The organism is Psychrobacter proteolyticus, from assembly GCF_038155145.1.
GTDB lineage: Bacteria > Pseudomonadota > Gammaproteobacteria > Pseudomonadales > Moraxellaceae > Psychrobacter > Psychrobacter proteolyticus_B.
In genome coordinates this window covers 214826-238174 of sequence record NZ_JBAKAY010000003.1, presented here as the reverse complement: position 1 = coordinate 238174, position 23349 = coordinate 214826, and the positions used below count along the sequence as shown (strand labels likewise).

General features: G+C 42.4%; 21 protein-coding genes. 11 read left to right on the top strand and 10 right to left on the bottom strand.

Translation table 11 applies throughout. The features are described from left to right. Nucleotides 1-21 precede the first annotated feature (21 nt). Complete coding sequence (locus V6252_RS05350; protein ID WP_341609652.1) at nt 22-1194, bottom strand: MFS transporter; 1173 nt, start codon at nt 1192-1194, stop codon at nt 22-24. A 105-nt stretch (nt 1195-1299) separates the two neighbouring features. Between V6252_RS05350 and V6252_RS05345 the strand changes: the two genes are divergently transcribed. From V6252_RS05345 to V6252_RS05330, 4 genes are all read left to right on the top strand, one after another. Beyond that, nucleotides 1300-2190, top strand: a complete 891-nt coding sequence (locus V6252_RS05345; protein WP_341609651.1) for a LysR substrate-binding domain-containing protein — start codon at nt 1300-1302, stop codon at nt 2188-2190. Between the two features lie 39 nt (nt 2191-2229). Continuing rightward, nucleotides 2230-2640: a DUF2177 family protein gene (locus V6252_RS05340; protein ID WP_341609650.1), complete on the top strand. Its 411-nt coding sequence runs from the start codon at nt 2230-2232 to the stop codon at nt 2638-2640. 151 nt (nt 2641-2791) lie between these two features. Further along, a complete protein-coding gene (locus V6252_RS05335; protein ID WP_341609649.1) occupies nt 2792-3352 on the top strand; it encodes an acyl-CoA thioesterase in 561 nt (186 codons plus the stop codon). A 195-nt stretch (nt 3353-3547) separates the two neighbouring features. Next, entirely contained in the window at nt 3548-4636 is a 1089-nt protein-coding gene (locus V6252_RS05330) for a cation diffusion facilitator family transporter (RefSeq protein ID WP_341609648.1), read from the top strand. Nucleotides 4637-4794: 158 nt separating this feature from the next. Here the strand turns inward: V6252_RS05330 and dps are convergent, their stop codons facing one another. Continuing rightward, entirely contained in the window at nt 4795-5277 is a 483-nt protein-coding gene (gene dps / locus V6252_RS05325) for a DNA starvation/stationary phase protection protein Dps (RefSeq protein WP_057760902.1), read from the bottom strand. Between the two features lie 482 nt (nt 5278-5759). Between dps and uvrB the strand changes: the two genes are divergently transcribed. From uvrB to V6252_RS05305, 4 genes are all read left to right on the top strand, one after another. Beyond that, a complete protein-coding gene (uvrB, locus tag V6252_RS05320; protein WP_101206411.1) occupies nt 5760-7871 on the top strand; it encodes an excinuclease ABC subunit UvrB in 2112 nt (703 codons plus the stop codon). Nucleotides 7872-8181: 310 nt separating this feature from the next. Then, a complete protein-coding gene (locus tag V6252_RS05315) occupies nt 8182-9234 on the top strand; it encodes a histidinol-phosphate transaminase (protein ID WP_341609647.1) in 1053 nt (350 codons plus the stop codon). Between the two features lie 152 nt (nt 9235-9386). Beyond that, entirely contained in the window at nt 9387-10889 is a 1503-nt protein-coding gene (locus V6252_RS05310; protein ID WP_341609646.1) for an AbiH family protein, read from the top strand. Between the two features lie 180 nt (nt 10890-11069). Then, complete coding sequence (locus V6252_RS05305) at nt 11070-11447, top strand: hypothetical protein (RefSeq protein ID WP_341609645.1); 378 nt, start codon at nt 11070-11072, stop codon at nt 11445-11447. Nucleotides 11448-11545: 98 nt separating this feature from the next. Here the strand turns inward: V6252_RS05305 and V6252_RS05300 are convergent, their stop codons facing one another. Together V6252_RS05300 and V6252_RS05295 are read right to left on the bottom strand one after the other, a co-directional pair. After that, nucleotides 11546-11935 carry a hypothetical protein gene (locus V6252_RS05300; RefSeq protein WP_341609644.1) on the bottom strand — a complete coding sequence of 130 codons (390 nt, stop codon included), beginning with the start codon at nt 11933-11935 and terminating at the stop codon, nt 11546-11548. Nucleotides 11936-12119: 184 nt separating this feature from the next. After that, nucleotides 12120-12635, bottom strand: coding sequence for a hypothetical protein (locus V6252_RS05295; protein WP_341609643.1), 516 nt, complete (start codon nt 12633-12635; stop codon nt 12120-12122). Nucleotides 12636-12952: 317 nt separating this feature from the next. Between V6252_RS05295 and recJ the strand changes: the two genes are divergently transcribed. Then, nucleotides 12953-14791 carry a single-stranded-DNA-specific exonuclease RecJ gene (gene recJ, locus V6252_RS05290; RefSeq protein ID WP_341609642.1) on the top strand — a complete coding sequence of 613 codons (1839 nt, stop codon included), beginning with the start codon at nt 12953-12955 and terminating at the stop codon, nt 14789-14791. A gap of 82 nt (nt 14792-14873) precedes the next feature. Here the strand turns inward: recJ and V6252_RS05285 are convergent, their stop codons facing one another. The 6 genes from V6252_RS05285 to V6252_RS05260 all read right to left on the bottom strand — a co-directional run bounded on the left by V6252_RS05285 (nt 14874) and on the right by V6252_RS05260 (nt 20534). Beyond that, nucleotides 14874-15539: a trimeric intracellular cation channel family protein gene (locus V6252_RS05285; protein ID WP_057760888.1), complete on the bottom strand. Its 666-nt coding sequence runs from the start codon at nt 15537-15539 to the stop codon at nt 14874-14876. Between the two features lie 71 nt (nt 15540-15610). Next, the gene (locus V6252_RS05280) at nt 15611-16246 is read right to left on the bottom strand and encodes a trimeric intracellular cation channel family protein (RefSeq protein WP_341609641.1); all 636 of its coding nucleotides are present in this window, start codon (nt 16244-16246) and stop codon (nt 15611-15613) included. Between the two features lie 100 nt (nt 16247-16346). Further along, nucleotides 16347-17498 (bottom strand): multidrug resistance efflux transporter family protein, encoded by a 1152-nt coding sequence (locus V6252_RS05275; protein WP_341609640.1) that lies wholly within the window; start codon nt 17496-17498, stop codon nt 16347-16349. Between the two features lie 61 nt (nt 17499-17559). Continuing rightward, the gene (gene queE / locus V6252_RS05270; RefSeq protein WP_341609639.1) at nt 17560-18306 is read right to left on the bottom strand and encodes a 7-carboxy-7-deazaguanine synthase QueE; all 747 of its coding nucleotides are present in this window, start codon (nt 18304-18306) and stop codon (nt 17560-17562) included. Nucleotides 18307-18531: 225 nt separating this feature from the next. After that, the gene (gene dapD / locus V6252_RS05265; RefSeq protein WP_057760881.1) at nt 18532-19353 is read right to left on the bottom strand and encodes a 2,3,4,5-tetrahydropyridine-2,6-dicarboxylate N-succinyltransferase; all 822 of its coding nucleotides are present in this window, start codon (nt 19351-19353) and stop codon (nt 18532-18534) included. Nucleotides 19354-19577: 224 nt separating this feature from the next. Further along, nucleotides 19578-20534, bottom strand: coding sequence for an alpha/beta fold hydrolase (locus tag V6252_RS05260; RefSeq protein WP_057760879.1), 957 nt, complete (start codon nt 20532-20534; stop codon nt 19578-19580). 377 nt (nt 20535-20911) lie between these two features. Here V6252_RS05260 and V6252_RS05255 point away from each other — a divergent pair, with 377 nt between their 5' ends. Both V6252_RS05255 and arsS read left to right on the top strand, forming a co-directional pair. Beyond that, nucleotides 20912-22108 carry an FAD-dependent oxidoreductase gene (locus V6252_RS05255; RefSeq protein WP_341609638.1) on the top strand — a complete coding sequence of 399 codons (1197 nt, stop codon included), beginning with the start codon at nt 20912-20914 and terminating at the stop codon, nt 22106-22108. A 231-nt stretch (nt 22109-22339) separates the two neighbouring features. After that, on the top strand, nt 22340-23329 hold the full coding sequence (gene arsS / locus V6252_RS05250) for an arsenosugar biosynthesis radical SAM (seleno)protein ArsS (protein WP_341609637.1): 990 nt from the start codon (nt 22340-22342) through the stop codon (nt 23327-23329). Nucleotides 23330-23349: the final 20 nt, after the last annotated feature.

Sequence of the window (23349 nt, the reverse complement as noted above, 5' to 3'; positions counted from 1 at the left end):
AAGGTTGTACATTAAAAAGTTCTACGATGCTTGCAGGGCACGCTTATCACGTAGACCTGAATAACGTGTGACCGCTAATGCCATTAAAGATATGACAGCACCGATCCAAGCCGTGTCTTGTAATGACATATTTTCAACCACGCTACCACCGATGATGGAGCCCAGTGCAATACCGATATTGAATGCAGCAATGTTCAATCCAGAGGCGACATCGACGGCATTTGGCGTATATTTTTCAGCTTGCTTGACCACGTAGATTTGTAGACCCGGTACATTACCAAAGGCGAAAGCACCCCATACCAGAATAGTCAGTACAGCAGCAATCTTGGAGTGCATAGTAAAGGTGAACAATAAAAGAATGACACTTAAGGCGCTAAATATAATGCTAAGCGCACTAATAGGGCCGCGTTTATCTGCAAGTTTTCCGCCCCAGATATTACCGATTGCAACGGACACGCCATATACGAGCATGATAAGACCAATGGCTGATGGCGCAAATTTGGTCTGCTGCTCTAAGATAGGTGCTAGGTAGGTAAACGCCGTAAACGTACCGCCATAGCCAAGAATAGTCATTAGATAAACCAGCAGTAACTGTGGTTTTACAATGACTTGTAATTGCTCTTTGAACGTTGCAGGGATAGATTTTTTTAGGTTTTTTGGTACTAATATTGCGCTACCAATTAAAGCAATTAAACCCAGTACTGAGACGACCAAAAACGTAGCGCGCCAACCGAAATGCTGTCCAATCCATGTGCCAAGGGGTACACCAGTGACGAGCGCCACGGTAAGTCCTGTAAACATAATGGCAATCGCGCTGGCTTCTTTTTCTTTACTGACAAGGCTAGTAGCAATCATGGAACCAATAGAGAAAAATACACCATGCGCCAGACCGGTCAAGATACGGGCAAGTATTAAGGTTTCATAACTGGGTGCTTGCCAAGCCAGTAAGTTGCCGATGACAAACAGACCCATTAGGCTCATCAGTACGATTTTGCGGTTCCAGCGGCCAGTGAGTGCGGTAAGTATAGGGGCGCCGATAGCAACACCGACAGCATATAGGCTGACGAGTAACCCTGCTGAAGGTAAGCTCACGCCTAGATCTGCGGCAATAGTTGGTACCAATCCAACGATGACAAATTCGGTTGTTCCAATTGCAAATGCGCTTAGAGTAAGCGCCCATAAAGCGAGTGGCATAACGACATCCTAATAATTAAATGATGCGCGTAGTTTGACGTATTTATAGTTTGCAAAAAACAGCACAAATGACAAAATACCTTTGTCAATTTTGTAAAGGTAATCATGATGATGGGACATGCTAAAACAGAAGACATAGAGATATTTTTGACGGTAGTAGACACGGGCAGCTTTACTGGCGCTGCCAACTTACTGAATCAGCAAGTAGCCAAAGTATCTCGTGCGGTGTCCAGACTCGAAGATACGCTGCAATGCACGCTGCTAAATAGAACGACACGGCGCTTGGAGCTGACGGAGGAAGGGCATGTCTTTATTAGATATGCGCGTGAGAGTTTAAATACGTTATATACTGGTGAAGAGGCGATTAAGCTGTTAAAACAAGTGCCGAGTGGACACCTAAGAATTGACGCCGCGAGCCCGTTTGTCTTTCATCAACTGACGCCTTTGGTTGGTGATTTTGTGGCGCAATATCCACACATCACTCTCGACCTCACCTCGCATGACAATATTATTGATTTACTTGAGCATAAGACGGATCTAGCTATCAGAATTGGCGATTTAAAAGACTCAAATTTGCATGCACGTCTATTAGGTAAAAGTAAGCTGCGGCTAGTATCCAGTCCTGAATATTTACATCAGTATAATGAGGTGACTCATGTTGATGATTTGAGCACTCATAAATTAATTGGCTTTAACGATGCGTCAAAACTAAATAGTTGGCCACTAAAAACACTAGTGAAGCTCAATTTTCATATGACTGGCAGTAGTGGCGAGACCTTGCGTCAGCTATGTTTAAATCACCAAGGGATCGCTTTATTGTCGCATTTCATGATTGGTGAAGACTTGGAATCTGGCAGATTGGTTGAAATATTGCCTGAGGCGATAGTCAGGCCAAATAACCGCGAAGCCATACAGGCGGTATATTACAAAAACAGTGCGGTATCTTCGCGTATTCTGGCATTTTTAGAATTTATCCAACCAAGACTAACACTATAAATTTTATCCGTTTTTATTCATTTTATAAGAGGTAATATCATGGGTTACGTTTTTATTTATCTCGCTGCTGTGGTTATCTTTTTGGGTGTCGATGCTGTCTGGCTGACGACCATGAAAGGCGCCTTTTATGAGTCGCGTATTGGGCATCTATTAGCTGATGAGCCAAACATGATGGCCGCTGGCGTGTTTTATATGTTTTATATATTGGCACTTTGTATTTTGGTTCTGTATCCGCAAGTCAAAGCTGGCGCATCTGTTGGCCATATCTTCCTACTCGGCGGGCTGATTGGCTTAATGGCTTACGGGACATATGACTTTACCAATTTGGCACTGTATAAAGGCTTTACACTAGATACAGCGTTGGTTGATTTTGTATGGGGTGGTATTTTGACTGGTTCGGTTAGTGCGATAGTGGCATGGCTTGCGTATCGCTTTCATTGGTTGAGCTAGCGCTTATATCTTGGCCTATATAACGCTGTTTAAATAGTGCCAATTTACACAATTTAGACTGTCTAATGACAGAGGTCTGTTTGTGCTATACGGCGACCTGCTGTATAAATGGTAGGCATAATAAATAAGTGTCAAACCATTAAGGAATATTATGCCGCAATACAATACCAGCTCCACTGCCAAAAAAGCCCCATTAAACCATGAGCTATACATGTCAGTACTTATGACGCCTGATATGGCGAATTTCATTGGCAATGTGCATGGTGGGGATTTGCTCAAGATGCTTGATCAGGTCGCTTATGCTTGTGCCAGTCGCTATAGTGGTAACTATGTAGTGACACTGTCTGTCGATCAGGTGATGTTCCGTGAGCCGATATATGTGGGCGAGTTGGTTACTTTTGCAGCCAGTGTCAATTATGTTGGTAATACCTCAATGGAAGTAGGTATCCGCGTCGAAGCAGAAGATGTGCGTGGTCGTACTGTTCGTCATACCAATAGCTGTTACTTTACGATGGTGGCTATCGATGACAATGGTAAACCAACATCCGCACCGCCACTCGATATCAAAAACAAGATGCAGCAATGTCGAGCGGATGCGGCCAAAGAACGAAAAAAGCTGCGTATGGAAAGCTCGCATCGTCCTAGTTGCGACTTCGAAGAAATTAATAAGCAGTTTGGCGAGAACGAAGAGTATGACGAAATAGAAAAATAGCCCTAGTTATTTAGAACTAGCTAAAATTGTATATTGTATAAAGTTATCTAGTTTTATTGAATTAATAATTCATACAACGACTCACTAAAAAGACACTGATATTGTAGAGCGCTTATTTTAAGCTGATATATATTTCAAGCCATTCATCTACGGCGAAAAATTCTACTATTAATACGTTATTTCAGTGAGTCTAGCATGAGTCTAAAGCCATCTATTGCTAATCCCCAGCGCCATTTACCAGCCTCTCCTAAGGCGCAAACACCTCGCGCGCGTGGGGCAGGCAATCCTAAAATTCTAAACGACCCTGAATTAAAACATACCCTTAATCAAAGCCCTGAAACCAACGATGAGCATTCAGGCTCACTGATCACTGTGTTGATTGCGGTCGGGGCCAATCTGGTTATTGCAATCGCAAAAACAGTTGCCGCCTTTATGACAGGCTCAGCCTCCATGATTGCAGAAGCAGCTCACTCATGGGCAGATGCTGGCAATGGTACATTGCTGATCGTCGCAGAAAAAAAATCCATCAAACCTGCTGACAAAAGCCATCCGTTAGGCTATGGCAAAGAGTCTTACGTTTGGTCGATGATTGCGGCTTTCGGTGTATTTACGGCAGGTTCGATTGTCTCTATCTATACCGGTATTAAGGAATGGAACGCTACTGAGTCTGAGGCTAACTATACGATTGGCTTTATCGTATTGGCAGTAGCGTTTGTGCTCGAAGGGATCTCATTGATTCAGGCATACAGACAAAGTAAAAAGCATGGTGAAGCGCTCGATATCAGTGCACTTGGCTATGTCGTAGATACGTCCAACCCAACGTTGCGCGGCGTATTCTTTGAAGATTTAGCAGCAGTCATCGGTTTGGTGATTGCCGCTGCTGCTATGGGTATGCACGCTTATACGGGCGAACCATATTGGGATGCGTTAGGGTCTATCATTGTCGGTCTACTATTGGGCGTCGTCGCGATATTCTTGATTAGTCGTAACCGAGATTTCTTAGTCGGGCATAGAGTCACTGACCGGATGCACGAATACGTTTTAAGCGAGCTGCTGAATCATCCAGATATCGATAGTGTGTCTTACCTGCACTTAGAGTGGGTCGGACCAAAGAAGATATTTATGGTGGCGGCAGTAGATATCGCCGGCAATCAAAAAGAAGAGCATATCGCTCAAAAGTTTGAAGAGATTGAAAATCTATTCAGAGGTAACCCAGTCTTTCAAGAGGCTATCTTGACGTTATCAGAACCTAACGCTGAGCTTCTAAGTTTAGAGAATATTTAATCTAGGGATTTGATGGATTGAATGTGTAATATGTAGGTCTTATCGAATGCTTTTAAGTACGCTTTCTAAATTCAAAAACCCAAGGCACAAAAAAGCCGTCAATTATGACGGCTTTTTCTATAACTCTAGTGCTTAGTGACTAGTCAAATTGAATGCTATTATTTTTTTGGTGCGTTTGCGCCGATGAACCATGCATCTTTATCAACGATACGGCTAGCTTCTGTAAATAAGTCAGCAGTGTCTTCATCACCTGCGTCGCCAGCAGTAGCAATTGCTTCACGTAATGTCTCGGCTACTTTCTTATAGCGGCTAGTCAACTCACGAACATGCTGATCTACTTCAGTGATGTCAGTTGGATAGTCATCTAAAATAGATTCTTTGACTACGCGACTTGCCAAACCGTTTGGTTGCCCACCTAAAATTACAATACGCTCTGCGATAGTATCTGATACTTCAAGGATACGATCTGATGTCTCATCTAATAATTGATGCACACCGATAAAGCCGGTGCCTTGTAGATTCCAATGGCACTGTTTGCCATCCAAGGTTAAATCGATAACGTTTGCTAGGTTAGCGTTTAGCAAATCAATCATTTTTTTCGCAGTTTCGTCTGAAATACCACTTGCGTAACGTTCTCTCATATTTTACTCCGTCATTTATTTAAAATTATTATATTGAATAAAAGTTCAATGTATTTTTATTGGTCTTCTATTCGATGACAATTAAGTTAAAGCTAATGATACGAATTGCTATAAAGCTATTTATCCATTAGTACTGATCATTGATACTTAGAAGTCATCAACTTGTTAATTCAAGAACGATAATAGCAGCTTAACTCAGTGTTGGAACCCTTGAGTGTTAGGCTTTGTTAGGTGGTCATGTAACGAGTTTGTTAACCATGAAAAGCTTTGTAAATTTATCGAATACTGTGTGCGTTTTTTATAACGATGTAAGTTTTATCCGCTAATATTAAGCCTTAACTTTTAATAAACCTTACCTTTATATACTTATATTTTGGGCAGCGAGAGAGCATTTCGACTATAGGATAAGACTCCTTATTCTCCTTTAAAAACCGCTGCTCAGACCCCATATTGTTATAAACCTTAAGAAGAAGAAAGCCATTATGCGAATGCCTGAACCGCGCTCATCGCGTCAGTTAAATCAATTGGCCACTCAGCTCCAAGGCGAAGCTGAAATTAGTGGTGTTAATGCGTCAGGGACGCAAATATCAAGTCGTGCCTTTGAGATGGTGACTGACTTTGAGCCAGCAGGCGACCAGCCGCAAGCCATCAAAAAGCTAGTCAACGGTATCAACTCGGACATGGACGAGCAGTTGCTACTAGGTGTGACTGGCTCTGGTAAGACCTATACCATGGCAAAGGTCATCGCTGAAACTCAGCGTCCGACCATTATTATGGCGCATAATAAAACGCTAGCCGCTCAGCTATATGGTGAGTTCAAATCGTTCTTTCCTAATAATGCGGTCGAATATTTCGTCAGCTATTATGATTACTATCAGCCAGAAGCGTATGTCGCTGCTAGTGATACCTTCATCGAAAAAGACAGCGCTATCAATGATCATATTGATCAGATGCGCCTGTCAGCCACGCGTGCCTTGTTAGAGCGCCGTGATGCGATCATCGTCGCTTCGGTATCCTGTATCTATGGTTTGGGTGATCCAGAGAGCTATCTAAAAATGCTACTGCATGTCGTTGTAGGCGATAACATCGACCGTACAGCGACTATCAAGCGTTTGGTTGAGATGCAGTACACACGTAATGAGCTAGATTTTGGTCGTGGTACGTATCGCTTGCGTGGAGAGCTGTTAGATATTTATCCTGCTGAGTCTGAGCAGCTAGCCGTACGTGTGCATTTATTTGACAACGAAGTCGAGAAGATTACGTGGTTTGATCCCTTAACGGGTAAGACGGTACGCAGCGTGCCACGTATTACCATTTATCCAAAGTCGCACTATGTGACGCCGCGTAATAAGTTAGAAGCTGCTAGCCATACGATTCGTGCTGAGTTAGAGCCGCGTTTGGAATACTTCCGTGACAATAACAAGCTGATCGAAGCACAGCGTCTCAAAGAGCGTACTCAGTATGACTTGGAGATGATTCAGCAGCTAGGCTATTGTAACGGTATCGAAAACTACTCACAGCATCTCTCTGGTCGTCCATCAGGAGAAGCGCCGCCGACTTTGTTTGATTATATTCCAGAAGATGCCTTGTTGTTCCTGGATGAGTCGCATGTGACGGTTTCGCAGATTGGCGCGATGTATAAAGGCGATAGATCACGTAAAGAAAACTTGGTCAATTATGGTTTTAGATTACCCAGTGCGATGAATAATCGTCCTATGAAGTTTGAAGAATGGGAGCGCATCAAGCCCAAAACCATTTATGTCAGTGCCACGCCAGCATTGTATGAGCTCGAGCATAGCGAGCAAGTCGTAGAGCAGGTCGTCCGTCCGACGGGTCTGATTGATCCTGAGATTGAGATACGTCCTGTCTTGACGCAGGTTGATGATGTGCTGTCTGAGATTACCAAACGCCGTGAAAAAGACGAACGTGTACTGATTACCACGTTGACCAAGCGTATGTCGGAAGATCTGACCAGTTACCTCAAAGAGTACGATGTAAAGGTCGCCTATCTACATTCGGACATCGATACTGTTGAGCGTATGCAGATTATTCATGAGCTGCGTACTGGCGTACATGATGTGCTGGTCGGTATCAACTTATTACGTGAAGGCTTGGATATGCCTGAGGTATCACTGGTAGCGATATTTGATGCTGATAAAGAAGGTTTCTTGCGTTCAGAGCGTTCGCTTATTCAGACGATTGGTCGTGCCGCCCGTCATTTGAATGGTAAAGCCATTCTCTATGCTGATCGTATTACGCCAAGTATGCAAAAGGCGATAGATGAGACGGATCGTCGCCGTGATAAGCAGATTGCCTTTAACCTTGAGCATAACATCACGCCAAAAGGTGCTCGCCGTAGTATCACGGACAAGATTGATACGGGTGAAAGCTTGGATGCCAATGACAATCAAGCTATCCCAGTTAAGAGTAACTTGCCAGATGTCGATATCAATATCTTGCGTAGTCCTGATTTGCTTGCCAAAGAAATCAAACGATTAGAGAAGCAAATGCAGCAAATGTCGCGTGATTTGAAGTTTGAAGAAGCAGCAAAAACGCGTGACAAAGTGCTTGAGTTAAAAGCACATTTGATCTGATAGCTTGGGTTAAATATTAAGGCTAAAAAGAGGCTAAACAATAGCGAAGGTGAGGTGCTTTTTGAGCACCTCACTTTTTTATGGTTTATTCAATAACGGAATGTGCAGAATACTTGTAATGCAGCGCATTGCCACTTACCATATCCGATAAACCTCACCATCCATATAATATTTCAAAAATTTAAGTCGCAAGCTAACAAGCCGAGCACGTGTAATGCTTTATTTGGGCTAGGCTTGCTGTTTTTATAGATCACATTGTCAACACAGACTAAATTTTTGGAATGGACATAATCTAGGCGTATTATTCACTGTGCTTACCAATAACTTAATAGAATTAAACTCTAACGAAAATTCACTCGGTATGTCAGATGCTGCTAAACAAGCGGTTATCGACTCTCTAGACATCGGCTTTCGTTATCCCGATGACCAACGTGCGGCGCTGATTACCAAAGTCGCTGAGATAAACGGTGTGACAGAGAGTCAAATCTCACTAGCCAGTGGCTCTAGTGAAAACATTCGTACTGTCGTCCAAATGCTACAAAATCAAGCTTTGGTAGAAGGCAAGAAGTTCCAAGTTATCGTGCCGCATCCAACCTTTGCCTATGCTGAATTATACGCGACATCTATCGATGTGCCTGTGGTAAAAGTACCGCTTATGACTGAAAATTACGCTTTTGACTTGCAAAGTATGCAAAAAGTGGCTGATGACTTTAACGGTATTAGCTTGTTTTATCTGTGCAATCCAAACAACCCAACGTCGACTATTACTGACACAGTAAAGCTCAAAGAATGGGTAGGGCATGCACCAAGTAACCATTACTTTTTATTAGATGAAGCTTATTCAGAGTATGTGACTGATCCAAGTTTTGAGAGTGGTGTTACATGGATACGAGAGGAGTACTCAGAAAATATTATTGTGGTGCGTACTTTCTCAAAGCTATGTGCACTCGCTGGCATGCGCGTCGGCTATGCAGTTGCTAGCCCGAAAATGATTGCTAGATTAGAAGCATTTATCTCAATTGATAATACCAATTTGTCAGGTGCTGTAGCTGCATTAGCGACCCTTGATGATGAGTCGTTTTTAGCATTGAGCTTACGTACGACCAATCAATCGCGTCAGTTGGTTGAGCAAACATTAGATGAGCTTGGCTTGCGCTATTTGCCATCACAGGCCAGTTTTATATTCCATGAGATAAAAGGCGATGTACAAACCTATATCGACAGAATGCGTGAGCATGGTATTGCGGTCGGGCGTGAGTTTGCGCCAATCACTGGCTTTAATCGCTTAACACTTGGCAGACCTGATGAGATGGCAGTATTTGTAGAAGTACTCAAATCATTCCGTGAGAAGGGCTGGGTCTAATTAAGTCAGTTAATGTAGTTCGATAATAAAAAAGGGAAGTTGCTTATTGGTAGCTTCCTTTTTTTGGAACAAATTAAAGGGTAAATTCTACCAACAATTACTTTTAGAGTTCGTAATTCCTACGTCAGTCAAATATAGTTTGCTAATGTATAATGGAAAAAACATTTGAAGGGATTAAGGCTTTGGATACTAAAAGAATATTTGTATTAGGCAATGGTTTTGATTTAGCTCACTATTTACCAACGGCTTACGTACATTTTATGGACGCAATGAAAATAGTAGAAGACAGTGGAGAAGACTCTGAGCTGGGATTCGATAGTTTATTCCGTAAATATATCGCAGGTGAATGTTCCGATAGAGATAAAGATTTTTTTACAAAGACTAGGCAGTTGTATAAAACAGATGATTTGAGGTTATCGATTCAGACTGTGAATGATCTGCAAGAGAAGTTAATAAATAATGGTTGGTTTCAGCATTTCAAGCATCATCTGACCGATGTAGATACGTGGATTGATTTTGAGACTGAGATAGAAAATGTGCTATTGAGTATTAATACTCTTCTCAGTAAGGATTTTGATAACAGTACTATTTCAGAGGTAGATGTAGAAGTAGATGTAAGTTCTGAGTATGGGGAAAACTATCAAACTAATAAAGCTGAATTTGATAGTTTTCTAGGCGATAATCTAGTTCAGTTTTCTCCGAGATATCTCAATGAAATGAGGTTTAAAAGCAGTAAGGTTCAGAGAATACTCAGAAGTTTTTCTATTACATCAAAAGCATATGGATCTTACGAAGAAGTTAAAGATTATGGTATGAGTAAAATCGTTAACCTTAAGTCTCATGATAGTCATGGCGCAAGAGAAAAAACCAAAATCCATAAGAAATATAGGGATAGTCTCTTCATCACCTTTGATATAGATAGGGTTGTAAAAAAGAAATATTTGGATAAATTTTCTAGTTTTTACACTGGTTTTAAAGCGGATGAATTATTTAAAAGACTTTCAGCAGATTTAGAGTGTTTTTCAGAGATATTCACTAGCTATATAAACTTAGTAATTAATCAACTTAAGCCAGTTAGACCTTTTAATAGTTTTGGTGATTTAGGAAAAGAGATTGATGCAGTTTATACATTTAATTATTCCAATACTTTTGAAAGGCTGTACCCGAAGATTCTTGATGATCAACTTAATCAAATAGAAGTGGAGTATATTCATGGCAGTGCAGAACGTAAGAATATCGTTCTTGGAATCAGCGATTTAGATGAAGAACAACTGAAAAAATATAAAGTATATGGCTTTGTTAAAACTTTTCGAAAAATTGTAAACAATACAGATTATATGTTCTTAGATAATACTGACGTAAAGTTAATGAATAAGCCGCCTATAGATTACCTGCTTCAGAATGACTATGAGATTATTATTTGGGGACACTCTTTAGATTCTTCAGATGCCGAATATATCAGAGAAATGTTTAGTCTCAACAGTGAGAACCTGTTGAATAGAGTTGTTATAAAGGTTTGGTATCATCAGTCACAACACATGTCACTTGCTAATCTTATGCATATAATGGGCAAAGATATTATCCAAGAATGGATAAAAAAAGGTTGGCTAGTATTTGAACTCGCACCCGATATCTACAAAGAGAACCACCATTAATCTCTCATTTTTACCAACATCAAACGCAGTTTTACATATCGCACCTTAAATAATCTAACGCTATCTTATAGGATAACTGAGTAAAGCATGACCCGTTAATCACGCAGATGAATACTGGGTAACAGTCACAGCGCTCGGCATGCTCACGTATCTTATAATTATAAAGTTAGGGATGTACCTATGTTCGATATCAAATCATTTTTTAAACGAGAAGTAGAAAAAAAGCTTATCAATGTAGATGACTATATTTTTATGCCAGAACGCGTAGAGATGGAAATTGAAGGTGGACTATTAAATTGTGTGTTGAATAGTGATGGTCGCGTAGACATTTTTTATAGTAAAGACGGTGTCACTGAGGTGGGTTCAGCGTCGCGCAAGCATCCATTTACAGCATTTGAAAAAGAGCTATATCATGGTATTTATGATGATGTGATTAATGATTTAATTAAGGAAGTAGATAAAATTATTGATAGCACCTCGAAGTATTTCCGTCGTAGCCAGTCGTTGCCTTTTACGGCTTCTATAACGTCTCAAACATCTGACACAAATAAGTTTTAGGCTAATTAATTGAACCAATCTGTTAGCAATAAAAAGGGTGCGTTATACATAACGCACCCTTTTTATTATTTTTTATTCTAATGAATAACTTAATTGTTCTATTGAACAAAGCTTGTATAGCAGCTCTGTAGAGATTTGGCGACGACTTGTGCGACTAACTGAGTACGGTACTGAGAGTCAATCGCGGCATTGCCCAGCTCAACAATCGTTACTTGCTGCGGTGCTTGCTCACTGACGCAGCCACAAACATTGGTTTTAACAGATTCTTGCTGTGCTTCTGTCATGGCGACGCTTGCAACACGCCACGCGTTTTGTTTTTCAATTTGGCTACGGCATTGGTTGTCGATCGCAGCTTTAAAAACATTCATGCCGATCTCATTTGCGGTACCGATTGCTGTACCTGTTCCGTTGTTTGTAGCACCTGTTGTGGTACATCCTGCCAAGGCAAAAGTCGCTAGCATAATCGTTGAAGCCAAGATTTTTTTCATAAGTTAGTCCTTTAAGGTGTCTGTCATAAATAAAGCTGTATATTATCAGTAAAACCTAGCAATAACATCATTAACCACAGGCGCATTTTATTTTAGAACTCTATAACCTATTTGTATAAACCACAAAAAAGCCAGCTAAGTAATCACTTAACTGGCTTGATATAGGCTAAGCTATTCGGCTTATTTATACGTTTTTGCCGTGTTCTTTTTGCTGAATATCTTTTGCCAATTTATAGCATTCATTGATATGGTCATTGGCAATTTTCTTAAAAATCGTGTAGCCCATCGTTGCAGCAACTAGTTGACCACCAAGTGGAATAAACTTGGTCACTTGTTTGGCAGCGATACGACCACCGAAACCTTGGATGGTTTTTTTGACAATGCCACGTGTTGCCATGAGTCCAGCGAAGTCTACGGTACGGTCTTTTACTGCGCTCCAATGCACTTCGCGAGATTCCAAGTTGATGGCTGACTGACGGTCTTCAATGAGACCAAAACGCTCACTAATCTCTGGAATCAACTGCGTTAACATGCCCGCATCAACTGCCACATCAAAAAATGGTACTGGCACAACCGCTACACCAGCAGAAACTCTAGCGCGTTTTTTTACCATTCCCTGACATTCTTTTTTAACCTTATCAAGGTCTAGGTTAGGGTCGATAGTATTTGGAAGTTTTTCAGCAAGTGGCGTGGTTTTCATAAAGTGTCCTTATAAATAATTAAAATATAAATGATAAAAAGTTCAATAGATAACAAATCCTTCAGTTGCTTACTATTTTATGGATTTATGCGTGGCTTACAATCATTGCTTTGTAGCAAAATGAATGAAATTACTCATACTGTGCACCTTTTTTGTAAGTGATTAAGTGAAGGTAGTTTGTATAAGTTATAAAAATGGCAGTTTCAATTATTGCTAGTTTACAGACATTATTCATCAGGTTGCACAATGCCTAATGATATACAGAGGTAGTATAAATTGTCATTGTGAGCCTCTACTAAAGCCAGTAGAATACCCTCATGCTAAATTTAACCCCCCGTTATACCAGCACTCGCATTGACGAGTTGCCCGCCGCGCTGCAACCATTTGCCGCTCAATCATTCACGCTTGCCCGTCTGTATGCAGGGCGAGGTATCACTGCGCCTGATGAGCTGGAGACTAGCCTATCAGGTTTATTGCCTGCTGAGGCATTGCATGGTGTCACAGAAGCCGTGCGCTTATTAGATGTGGCGATTGATGAGCGTCAGCGTATCTTGATCGTTGGTGACTTTGACTGTGACGGTGCCACCAGTACAGCCTTAATGATGCGCGCACTCACGAAGATGGGTGCGGTCGTTGATTTCCTAGTACCAGATCGTTTTAAGTACGGTTATGGTCTGACGCCAGAGATTGTCGAGTTAGGTATTGAGACTTTTCAGCCAGATATGATAGTGACGGTTGATAATGGTATCTCAAGTCATGAAGGGGTAGCACGCGCCCAAGCTGATGGTATCACGGTGATTATCACCGACCATCATCTCACGACCAAAGAGGCGCCACCTGCGGAAGCGGTAGTCAATCCCAATCAGCTAGGTTGTGACTTTGCTAGTAAGGCATTGGTTGGAGTTGGAGTCGCGTTTTATGTGCTCGGACGCTTAGCAAAGCTGCGCCGCGAAGCTGGCAAGTCTACGGTACAGGTGAGCCAATATTTAGATTTGGTCGCACTTGGGACGATTGCAGATGTTGGGGTACTCGATAAGAATAACCGTATCTTGGTACATCACGGATTGTCAGCTATTCGTCAAGGCCGCTGCTGTATGGGAATATTAGCATTGCTTGAGCAAGCGGGCCGTGATCCCAAGCAGCTTCATGCCCAAGATTTCGGTTTCGTATTAGGCCCACGTATCAATGCAGCTGGGCGTATGGATAATATGCGCATCGGTATTGAGTGCTTATTAACTGAAGACTGGAGCACCGCACAACGTTTGGCACAAGAGCTTGAGCAGTTGAACCGTACGCGTCGTCATGTAGAGGGCGAGATGCGTGCGCAAGCTGATAGTATCGTACAAGCATTGGCCAATGAAGATAATAGCAATGAGAGTATGAGTGGTGATGGCAATGATAATACCAGTAATGATGACACAATTGCTCAAGCTGTCTCTACTGCTAAGGCTAGCAATTCAGGTGCGCGTAGTATTATTCTATACCAAGATGACTGGCATCAAGGAGTTATCGGCATTGTCGCTGGTCGCTTAAAAGAAAGCCATTATTTACCCAGTATCGTTTTTGCACCAGCAGACACTGAACAAACAGATGAAGATAGTGCCATTAAAGGCTCTGCACGTTCTATCGCTGGCGTACATATTCGTGATGCGATTGAACAAGTTGCTGAGCGTCATCCAGACTTAATCAGTCATTTCGGCGGGCATGCGATGGCAGCAGGCCTGACTCTCAAGCGCCGTAACTTTGAGGCATTTGTCACAGCTTTTAATGAAGTTATGGATCAGATGGATGATGAGGTATTTGCAGAGCAAAAATTCACCGATGGACCTTTGCAAGCAAGCGATTTTAGCTTATGGTTTGCCGAGCATTTAGCCGATGCCAGTATCTGGGGTCATGGATTTGCACCGCCGATATTTGATGGTGTGTTTGAGGTATTGAGCTTTAAGATTTTAAAAGACAAACATCTTAAGTTATCGCTGCGCTATCCAGACGTTCAATATCCGATAGAGGCAATTTGTTTCAACTTCGATAATGACGCGTGGGATTACCGTGCTAAGCAAGTCCATCTGTTATTTCAGCTAGACATCAATGAATGGAATGGCAAACAAAGCTTACAGCTGATGGTCAAAGATTTGGCTGTGGTAGAGCAAGGGTAAAGCGACAATATTAAACCGATAATACTAAACGCGCTCAGAGATGGGCGCGTTGGTATTTTTGAAATGAAGCCACGCCCTAGTATCAATATTTCCACTCTAGTGTGGGGAACTGCCAATCGTAACGAATGGCCAGCATACGCAAAGTAAAAATTGTACTCATCGTAGAGATGTCAGCTACCCAATCTGTCACGCCTAAATTCTTTAGAGCAAAGTACAGAACCCCACCTGTCAACGCTGCAGTGATATAAATCTCTTGCTGTAGTACCAATGGAATCTCATTGCAAATCATATCGCGAATGATGCCACCAACCACGATGGTAATCACACCTAATAATAGCGCCACAGGCACATTGGCACCCATACTATCAGCGACTTTGATACCGATCAGCGTAAATGCTGACAAGCCAATAGTGTCAGAAAGCTTGAGGAACTTATCCACTCGTCTAGAGTTTGGATGAAAAAATATCTGCATCGCTAGCGATGAAATCGTAATAAGGGTCAGATAGCTCATATCTACCATCCAAAATAACGGATGGCGATCCAGAATGACATCGCGTACCGTACCGCCGCCGATAGCAGTGACAATAGACACGAGCAGACAGCCGAAGACATCGAAGTTTTTGTGCTTGGCAAGTATCGTTCCTGAGACGCTACAGGCGATAATACCAATCATATCGAAAAAATATATCAAAGAGCGCGGGTCAAAAGTAGTGATCAGTACGGTAGGGTCCAATACGATAGCCAACATGGGCAGTTCTCACTATTTTCAATTATTGTCAGTCAAACAAAGGCTATCTAAGTAGAGTCTTGCTCAATCAATCAGTCCACGAGTCGAATAGAAGGCAGATGCCAGTCGAACCTGAGCGCGAGCATACGTACTACAAAGATGACAAACAGCATAATAAATTCGTTGAGACTGGCACCGACTCCAAAATACTGTAAGCATAAATAGGTTACAGACCCTGCGATACTGGCAGTAATATAAATCTCACGCTGTAGTACCAGCGGAATCTCATTACAGATGATATCACGTAGCAAACCACCGATAATGGCAGTCCAGACACCCATCATAATAGCAATAAGGGGAGACATGTCTATGGATAAGGCCACCTTAAAACCAATGACACTAAAAGCGGCCAACCCGATGGCATCAAAGAGCTTTAACGCATTATCAATCTTATGATAAAGGTGAAAGAAGATTTGTAAGATAAGGGAGGTCACCGTGATAACGATCACGTAATTAAGATCAGTCATCCAAAATAGAGGATGACGGTCTAGAGCCATATCACGTAATGTCCCACCGCCGATGGCATTGACCATTGCCACCAAGATACAACCAGCGATATCGAAGCCTTTATGCTGCGCAAGCAAAGTCCCTGCAATCGCGCAGGCAACAATGCCAACCATGTCCAATAAATATAATAGAATATCAGGAAAAATCAAAGCATTACCCATGGTTATAGTGCCAAATCGAGATCATCAAAGTGATAGGTGTTTTTTAGGCGGTTATTCAATGCATAAATTTGACGAAATAGGCATAGTGTTGTAGTGCCATTTAACCGTCTTTTGCAAAGAATATCAGCCCTACAATAATCAGCCCTATACCGACCAGTCCCATCGCCGAAGGTATGGCATTATCTAACAATAATATACCCCCAATCAAAGCAAAGATAACCTCACTGGCTTGGGTTGAGTCAACACCTGCAACCTCGCTTGAAGTAACAGCTTGCTCGCGCGCATACAAAAATATAGTGGTCGCTGCCACGCCTGCCAATAGAGCAACGAGCAACGTATTGATTATTTGTGAGGGGTGGGGCTGGTCAGGGCGCACTATAATGCCCAAAAACAGCCAAAATGGCAAACACCCAAGAGTCATTAGCCACACTTTGTTAAAGGCATTTTGCAGTAGCGTGGTTTCGATAGAAGGAATACGAGCAATTAGATTTTGTAGGGATGAGGTTGCCGCAGTGTTGTTACTTTGCAGTACGTTATCGAGGTCGGTAGCATCATATGTCGTAGCTGGCAAATCATAAGCTTCGGATATGAGTGGTTCACTCTGCTCGTTAATATCAATATCAATACTAGCTTTTTGAGCGTTCAACTCTGCTGCCTTCTGTAATTCAGTATTGCGCTGGCGAGCATTATGAGAAGCCTGCCAAACCAGCTGGTTACCAATTGGGTAGCTAAAAGCAGCGATAAGAGCAGGTAGCGCACCGTAAAGCAGCATGTCAGACATGGGGACGGCGTCAGTTATAGAGGCAGCATGCAGACCTTCGCTGATATTGACGAGCGCCACACCGATAAAGACAATGACAGCGTATACGATGAATTTTTTATCAAAACGTTGACCAAATGCCAATAGCACAAGCAAACTGGCGACGACGGTAAACATAAAGGTAGCCGCTACCACCCATCCTGCAACATGATCTGCGGCATAGCAAATACCAGTATAAAACAGTCCAAATCCGATACTGCCAGTAATACACCAAAAGCCCCAATGCTGAAGAAAAATTCTCATTAACGCTTTAATACGACTAAAGCCATGTTGCATCGTAATAACGGCGGTAATAATTAACAGCATAAAGACATAGCGTAGACTCGCTGACCAAAACCAATGTCCACCTGCGCTACTCATAAGCTCATTTAAGATAAATGTCGAGCTAAAAAACGCACCCGCTAGCAAGCCCAGTAAAATGAGTTTGATCATACCGCTACCTTATCCATGGCACTCAACGTATTCACACTTTTTGTTTGTTACTTGCTGATAGTTACTTGCCTTTGGCATCCGCCCAAATGATTTTGTGCAATTGCAATTGAAAACGAACAGGCAAGGCATCAGCCAGCATCCATTCTGCTAGCTCGCGCGCCAAGACAGGCACCTCAGGGCTAGGAAGTTTTTCACTAGCATCTTCACTGATGTCATCTGCGACATTAAACATCGGAGAGAACCACACCGTACCGACCAATTCGTTTAACTTATACTCGGTCAATTTAGCTTTTGCCCAGTCGTAATCTGTACGATTCATAATGACAAACTTGATCTGGTCGTGCTGAGTGAGATAGTCGAGGTTTGACCATAGATTTTTATCGACTTCACCTGAGCTTGGCGTTTTGAGATCCATTACCTTACTGACTGCTGCTGGCACGTTTTCTACCGTGAGCGCGCCTGCAGTCTCAAGGGATATCTCATACCCATCGCTCAGCAAACGTTTCATCAATTCAATGGCGTTTGGCTGTGCTAACGGCTCACCGCCCGTCAGACAGATGCGTTTGCACGGATAACTTTTGATGGTTTCTATGATGGTTTCTAATGATTGACGTTCGCCGCCAGTAAAAGCATATTCGGTATCACAATAGACGCAGCGCAGCGGACAGCCCGTTAGACGCACAAATATCGTCGGCAAGCCTGAAGTGATCGCTTCACCTTGTAGGGAATAAAAAATCTCAGTCAGACGTAACCCTGCTTCAGGGTCAGTGACAGGGATAGCGGCGGTGCGTAATGATGATTCACTCATAATATTTCAAATACAGTTAAAGGTCGATAAGGCGATGAAGCGCTTATCAATCATAATAAAAAGGCAGGGGATGGTACGAATTATTTTGTGTTTGTATAAAGACAAAATAAAAGAGGATTATAACGTAACGCGTTATATTAAGCTGCAAAAAAGATGCTGGAGTCGTCCTTCAGCATCTTCATATAAAACAATATTATTCAATAAACAACGGTACTTGCCAAATATTTAGGCTAGGCGTAATAGCTCATTTACTGATGTTTTTGCACGAGTTTGCGCATCAACTTTTTTCACGATGATAGCAGCGTACAAGCTGTGCGTGCCGTCTTCTGACGGTAAGCTACCTGGTACAACAACAGAACCTGCTGGTACACGGCCACGATGAATCTCGCCAGTCTCGCGATCATAGATGCGCGTCGATTGACCGATGTAGACACCCATAGAGATGACAGCGCCTTCTTCAACGATAACGCCTTCAACGATTTCAGAGCGTGCACCGATGAAGCAGTTGTCTTCGATGATAGTAGGGTTTGCTTGCAATGGCTCTAATACACCGCCGATGCCAACGCCGCCTGATAAATGCACGTTTTTACCGATTTGAGCACATGAACCAACAGTCGCCCATGTATCAACCATTGCGCCTTGATCGACATATGCACCGATGTTGACGTATGACGGCATCAATACTGCGCCTGCTGCGATGAATGAACCTCTACGAGCGACAGCTGGTGGTACAACGCGTACGCCTGCTTCTTTAAACTGTGCTTCGGTCCAGTTAGCAAATTTAGTCGGTACTTTGTCATAGAACTGTACATGTTCGCCAGCAGCTTGAACGTAGTTGTCGTTTAGACGGAAAGACAATAGTACGGCTTTTTTGGCCCACTGATTGACAACCCATTCGCCATCTTTCTTTTCTGCTACGCGCAGGCTACCGTTATCTAGTTGCTCAAGTACTTGATTGATAGCATCACGCACGTCTTGTGGCATATTGGCTGGGCTGTATTCGTTGCGATTTTCAAAAGCTTGTTCGATGGTTTGTTGTAATGACATAAAGGTTCCTAAAATGAATGAAAGGGAGGGTGATCTTAATGTTATGGTTAAAGACTTATATGACCCAGCCTAAAGAAAATTCAAGGTATGGCTTGGTCCAAAAACTTGCTTGCCGTATTGTCGCTAATTTGACCGCTTTTAGCAAACACGTTGAGGGTCTTATCGTGACAATATTGAATGAGTTGTTTTCAGACATTCCCTCAAAACAACTCATTTATCATGATTTAATCGTCTGTCGTATTGGTCTCTATCCACTCTAAAATGTCTTGATAAACAGTCTGTTTATCTTTTTCGTGCAGCACTTCATGACGCATATTAGGATACAGCTGAATATCGACATGACTGAAATGACGCTTGTCCAGACGCGTGACAACCCTACGTATACCGCGACCCATTTCGCCAATCGGATCATCTTCACCGCTGATAAACAGCATCGGGAAGTTTTTGGCAATAGTAGTAGCCCAATTTTTATTCAGTCCAGTATCCATGAGCGTAAACAATGTCATAAAGCCATTATTGGTAAAGTCAAAACCAGTTTTAGGATCGGCTTCATAGGCTTCAATATTTGCAGTATTTTCACTGAGCCACGCAAACTGTGAGGACGAATTGCGATCAGGGAGTTGGCTGTTCAGGACTTTATTCATCACCTTGGCAAAAACTGTATTCGGTTGTCTTGGTGCGACTCTGGCCAGTAGCTTGTTAATAGGTAATAAAACCTTAGCCAGTGGGTTGGCGTCTGCGGAACCCATTAGAATGGCGCCTGTGAAATTATGCGCATGATGCTTGAGTACGTTGCGCACGATAAATGAGCCCATCGAGTGACCCATCACAAAATGCGGAACGTCTGGATGACGGTCTTTTAGGCTATCGGCCATCACAATCACGTCTTTCAAAAGCGACTGTACCGGATGCTCTTCACCAAAAAACCCAAGATCGGCCTCAGTCTTGATCGTCTGTCCATGACCCAAATGATCGTAAGTCGCCACAGCAATACCATTATCTGCCAAAAACTGTGCAAAATCGCTATAGCGACCGCTGTGCTCTGCCATGCCATGCACAATCAATAAAGTCGCGCTAATCTCGACGTCTTTGCTACTTGGTTCAAAAAAGTCATGATGCAAGTAGTGAATATTGTCAGAAGACAAAATGTGATCGTTACTGGTATCGATATTGGTACTCATGTAATGTTCCTTGATTACTTATAATTTTCATTAACGGTTTTGACGATGTTTCTCAAATAATGGGTCAAGCAACGCAATTTATCATGCGGCTCTTATAATGTCCTATTGTACTGGGCGATGATAAATAATTTCATCTTATTTTATGATTTTAATTCCGTTATACAAAATATCGTTCTACTAATAACGGTTGACGCAGTGACTATGGTTGAATATGTATAAGTCACATGAATCGAATGAGCCATTTACGCTCTTACTGTTTGCCCGCAACAGACTGGTCTTATTTATATGATACTTTTAAATGAGTTTTTAAAGTCATTTATATCAATCAACACTCCATTAAACACTAACAGCAACCAACCGCCTTGATAAAATCATCTATGACAAAATTTTTACCGAAAAAGACACTACTATTGGCAGGCGCAGGTCATGCTCACATTGGTATGTTACGCCGACTTAGCGCCGCGCGTTTAAAGGATACCGGTACGATAGAGGCAGATATTCACTTAATTAGTGAGCAACCGCAAACCATCTATTCTGGCATGTTACCGGGTTGGATGGCAGGGCATTATCAATTGCATGATATCAGTATCGATATCAAATCGCTTTGTGTACGAGCAGGCGTGCGCTTTATTCAGCAGTCGCTTGTACAAGTAAACGCAGCGTCAAACAAGGTGGTTACGACTGGCGATGAACAAACGGATTTTGACTATGATGTCTTGTCTCTAAATACGGGCGCAGATACAGATATGCGTTGGCTACCTGACCACAATGGCTACAACGAGCATAAAAGCGACAGTAACGATAACAATACTGGCGCTACCGATAATGATACTGACGTGATTGCCATACGACCGTTATCAGCATTTATCATTCAATGGCAGCGGATTCTAAAGGAAGCTCAGCAGTCTGAAAAGTATCAATTGGCTATTATCGGGGCAGGCGCTGCGGCCATAGAATTGGTGATGGCAGCCAAAGTTGCGCTACGGAATATTAACCGTAATCATCAGGTGACATTAGTATGCGGTGAGAATCTATTGTCAGGGTTTAATTCAGGCTTTCGACAACGGGTCATTAAGCAGCTAGATCGTCATGACATCACGATAATTCGAGAACGAGCGACCGATTATCGTGATGGAGAATTATCAACTACGAATAAATCACTGCCCATAAATGCTGTCATCGCTGCGACTGGCGTCATAGGGTCGGCATGGACGGTTTCTACAGATTTAGAAATAGAAGGTGATGGGTTTGTCGCGGTGAACGATAAGCAACAGAGTGTCTCTCATTCCAATGTGTTTGCGGTTGGTGATGTGGCGACACGAATCGATAAATACGTGGCGCACTCGGGGGTTCATTCAGTGCATGGTGGTGCTATCGAAGCCGATAATTTATTGGCCTATTTGAAAGATAGCATAATGGAGAGCTATCAGCCAAAGTCACGCACGCTATATCTGCTGTCTTGCGGTGATAAATACGCCATTGGTAGTTGGGGTAATGTAAACCTACAAGGTCGCTGGGTATGGCATCTCAAGAAATATATCGATAAGCGCTTCATTGAAGCTGATAAGAACTAACGAAGGTTAATGCTCATTTGGAATAAACTATAAAATCCATATGATTAGTTGTCAATGCTTATTGATAATCAGGTATGATTGATTAGATAAACCGTAAAATGAGAAAGTGGGTTTTACGTTGTAAATTTCAAAAATAAACAGTAAAAGCAATGCGCTAACTTTGTTTTCTAATCTTTAATGTCACGTTGCTATCCTTTTTTAGTTGTACTGCTAACAGGATTTTAGACCACCATGAAATCAACAATTGAGTTACTTGAGCATACGGATTTTCCAGCGATAAAACGTCGTCAACTGACCATATTGCAAGTGAATATGGGCTATTTATGCAATATGTCTTGCGTACATTGTCATGTGGCTGCCAGCCCTTATCGTACCGAGATGATGTCGCGTGAATTGGTCGAGTTGATACCAGAAGTATTGCAAGCACAAAATATCGATACGCTTGATTTGACGGGCGGTGCGCCTGAGATGCACGAGGATTTTAAGTATTTGGTCAAGGCCGCTCGGGCATTAGGCGTCAAAGTGATAGACCGCTGTAATCTGACTATCCTTATGGAAGAGGGTTATGAGGATATGGCGCAGTTTTTAGCAGACAACCAAGTTGAAGTGGTGGCATCTTTGCCTTGTTATTCCTTAGAAAATGTCGATAAACAGCGCGGCAAAGGTGCGTTTGACGACAGTATATTAGGATTACAGAAGCTCAATCAGTTGGGCTATGGCAAGTCTGATTCGAATTTAATATTAAACTTGGTCTTCAATCCGCAAGGTGCGACCCTGCCACCCAATCAACAACAGCTTGAAGCGGATTATAAGCGTGAGTTAAAAGCGCACTTTGATATCGAGTTTAACCATCTATTTGCCCTAACCAATATGCCCATTCAGCGTTTTGGTGCGGTGCTGTTGGCGAAAGACCAGTTCCACCCGTATATGGATTTGCTTAAAGCCAATTATATGGCTGTTAATCTGGCCGAAGTCATGTGCCGTTCGACCATTAGTGTCAATTGGTTAGGTGAGCTGTTTGATTGTGATTTCAATCAGCAGTTAGAGATACCTGTCCCAAATAAAACACGGCGACACCTAAGTGATTTGTTAACGCAGAACCCGTCTGGTGATGACATTGCCATTGCTGACCACTGCTATGGCTGTACAGCAGGACAGGGCAGTAGTTGTGGCGGCGCGTTAGAAGAAGAGCCCGAGCCAGTGCTAGTAGACACGCCTTAGCCGTTCTAATGCAAGTGGTT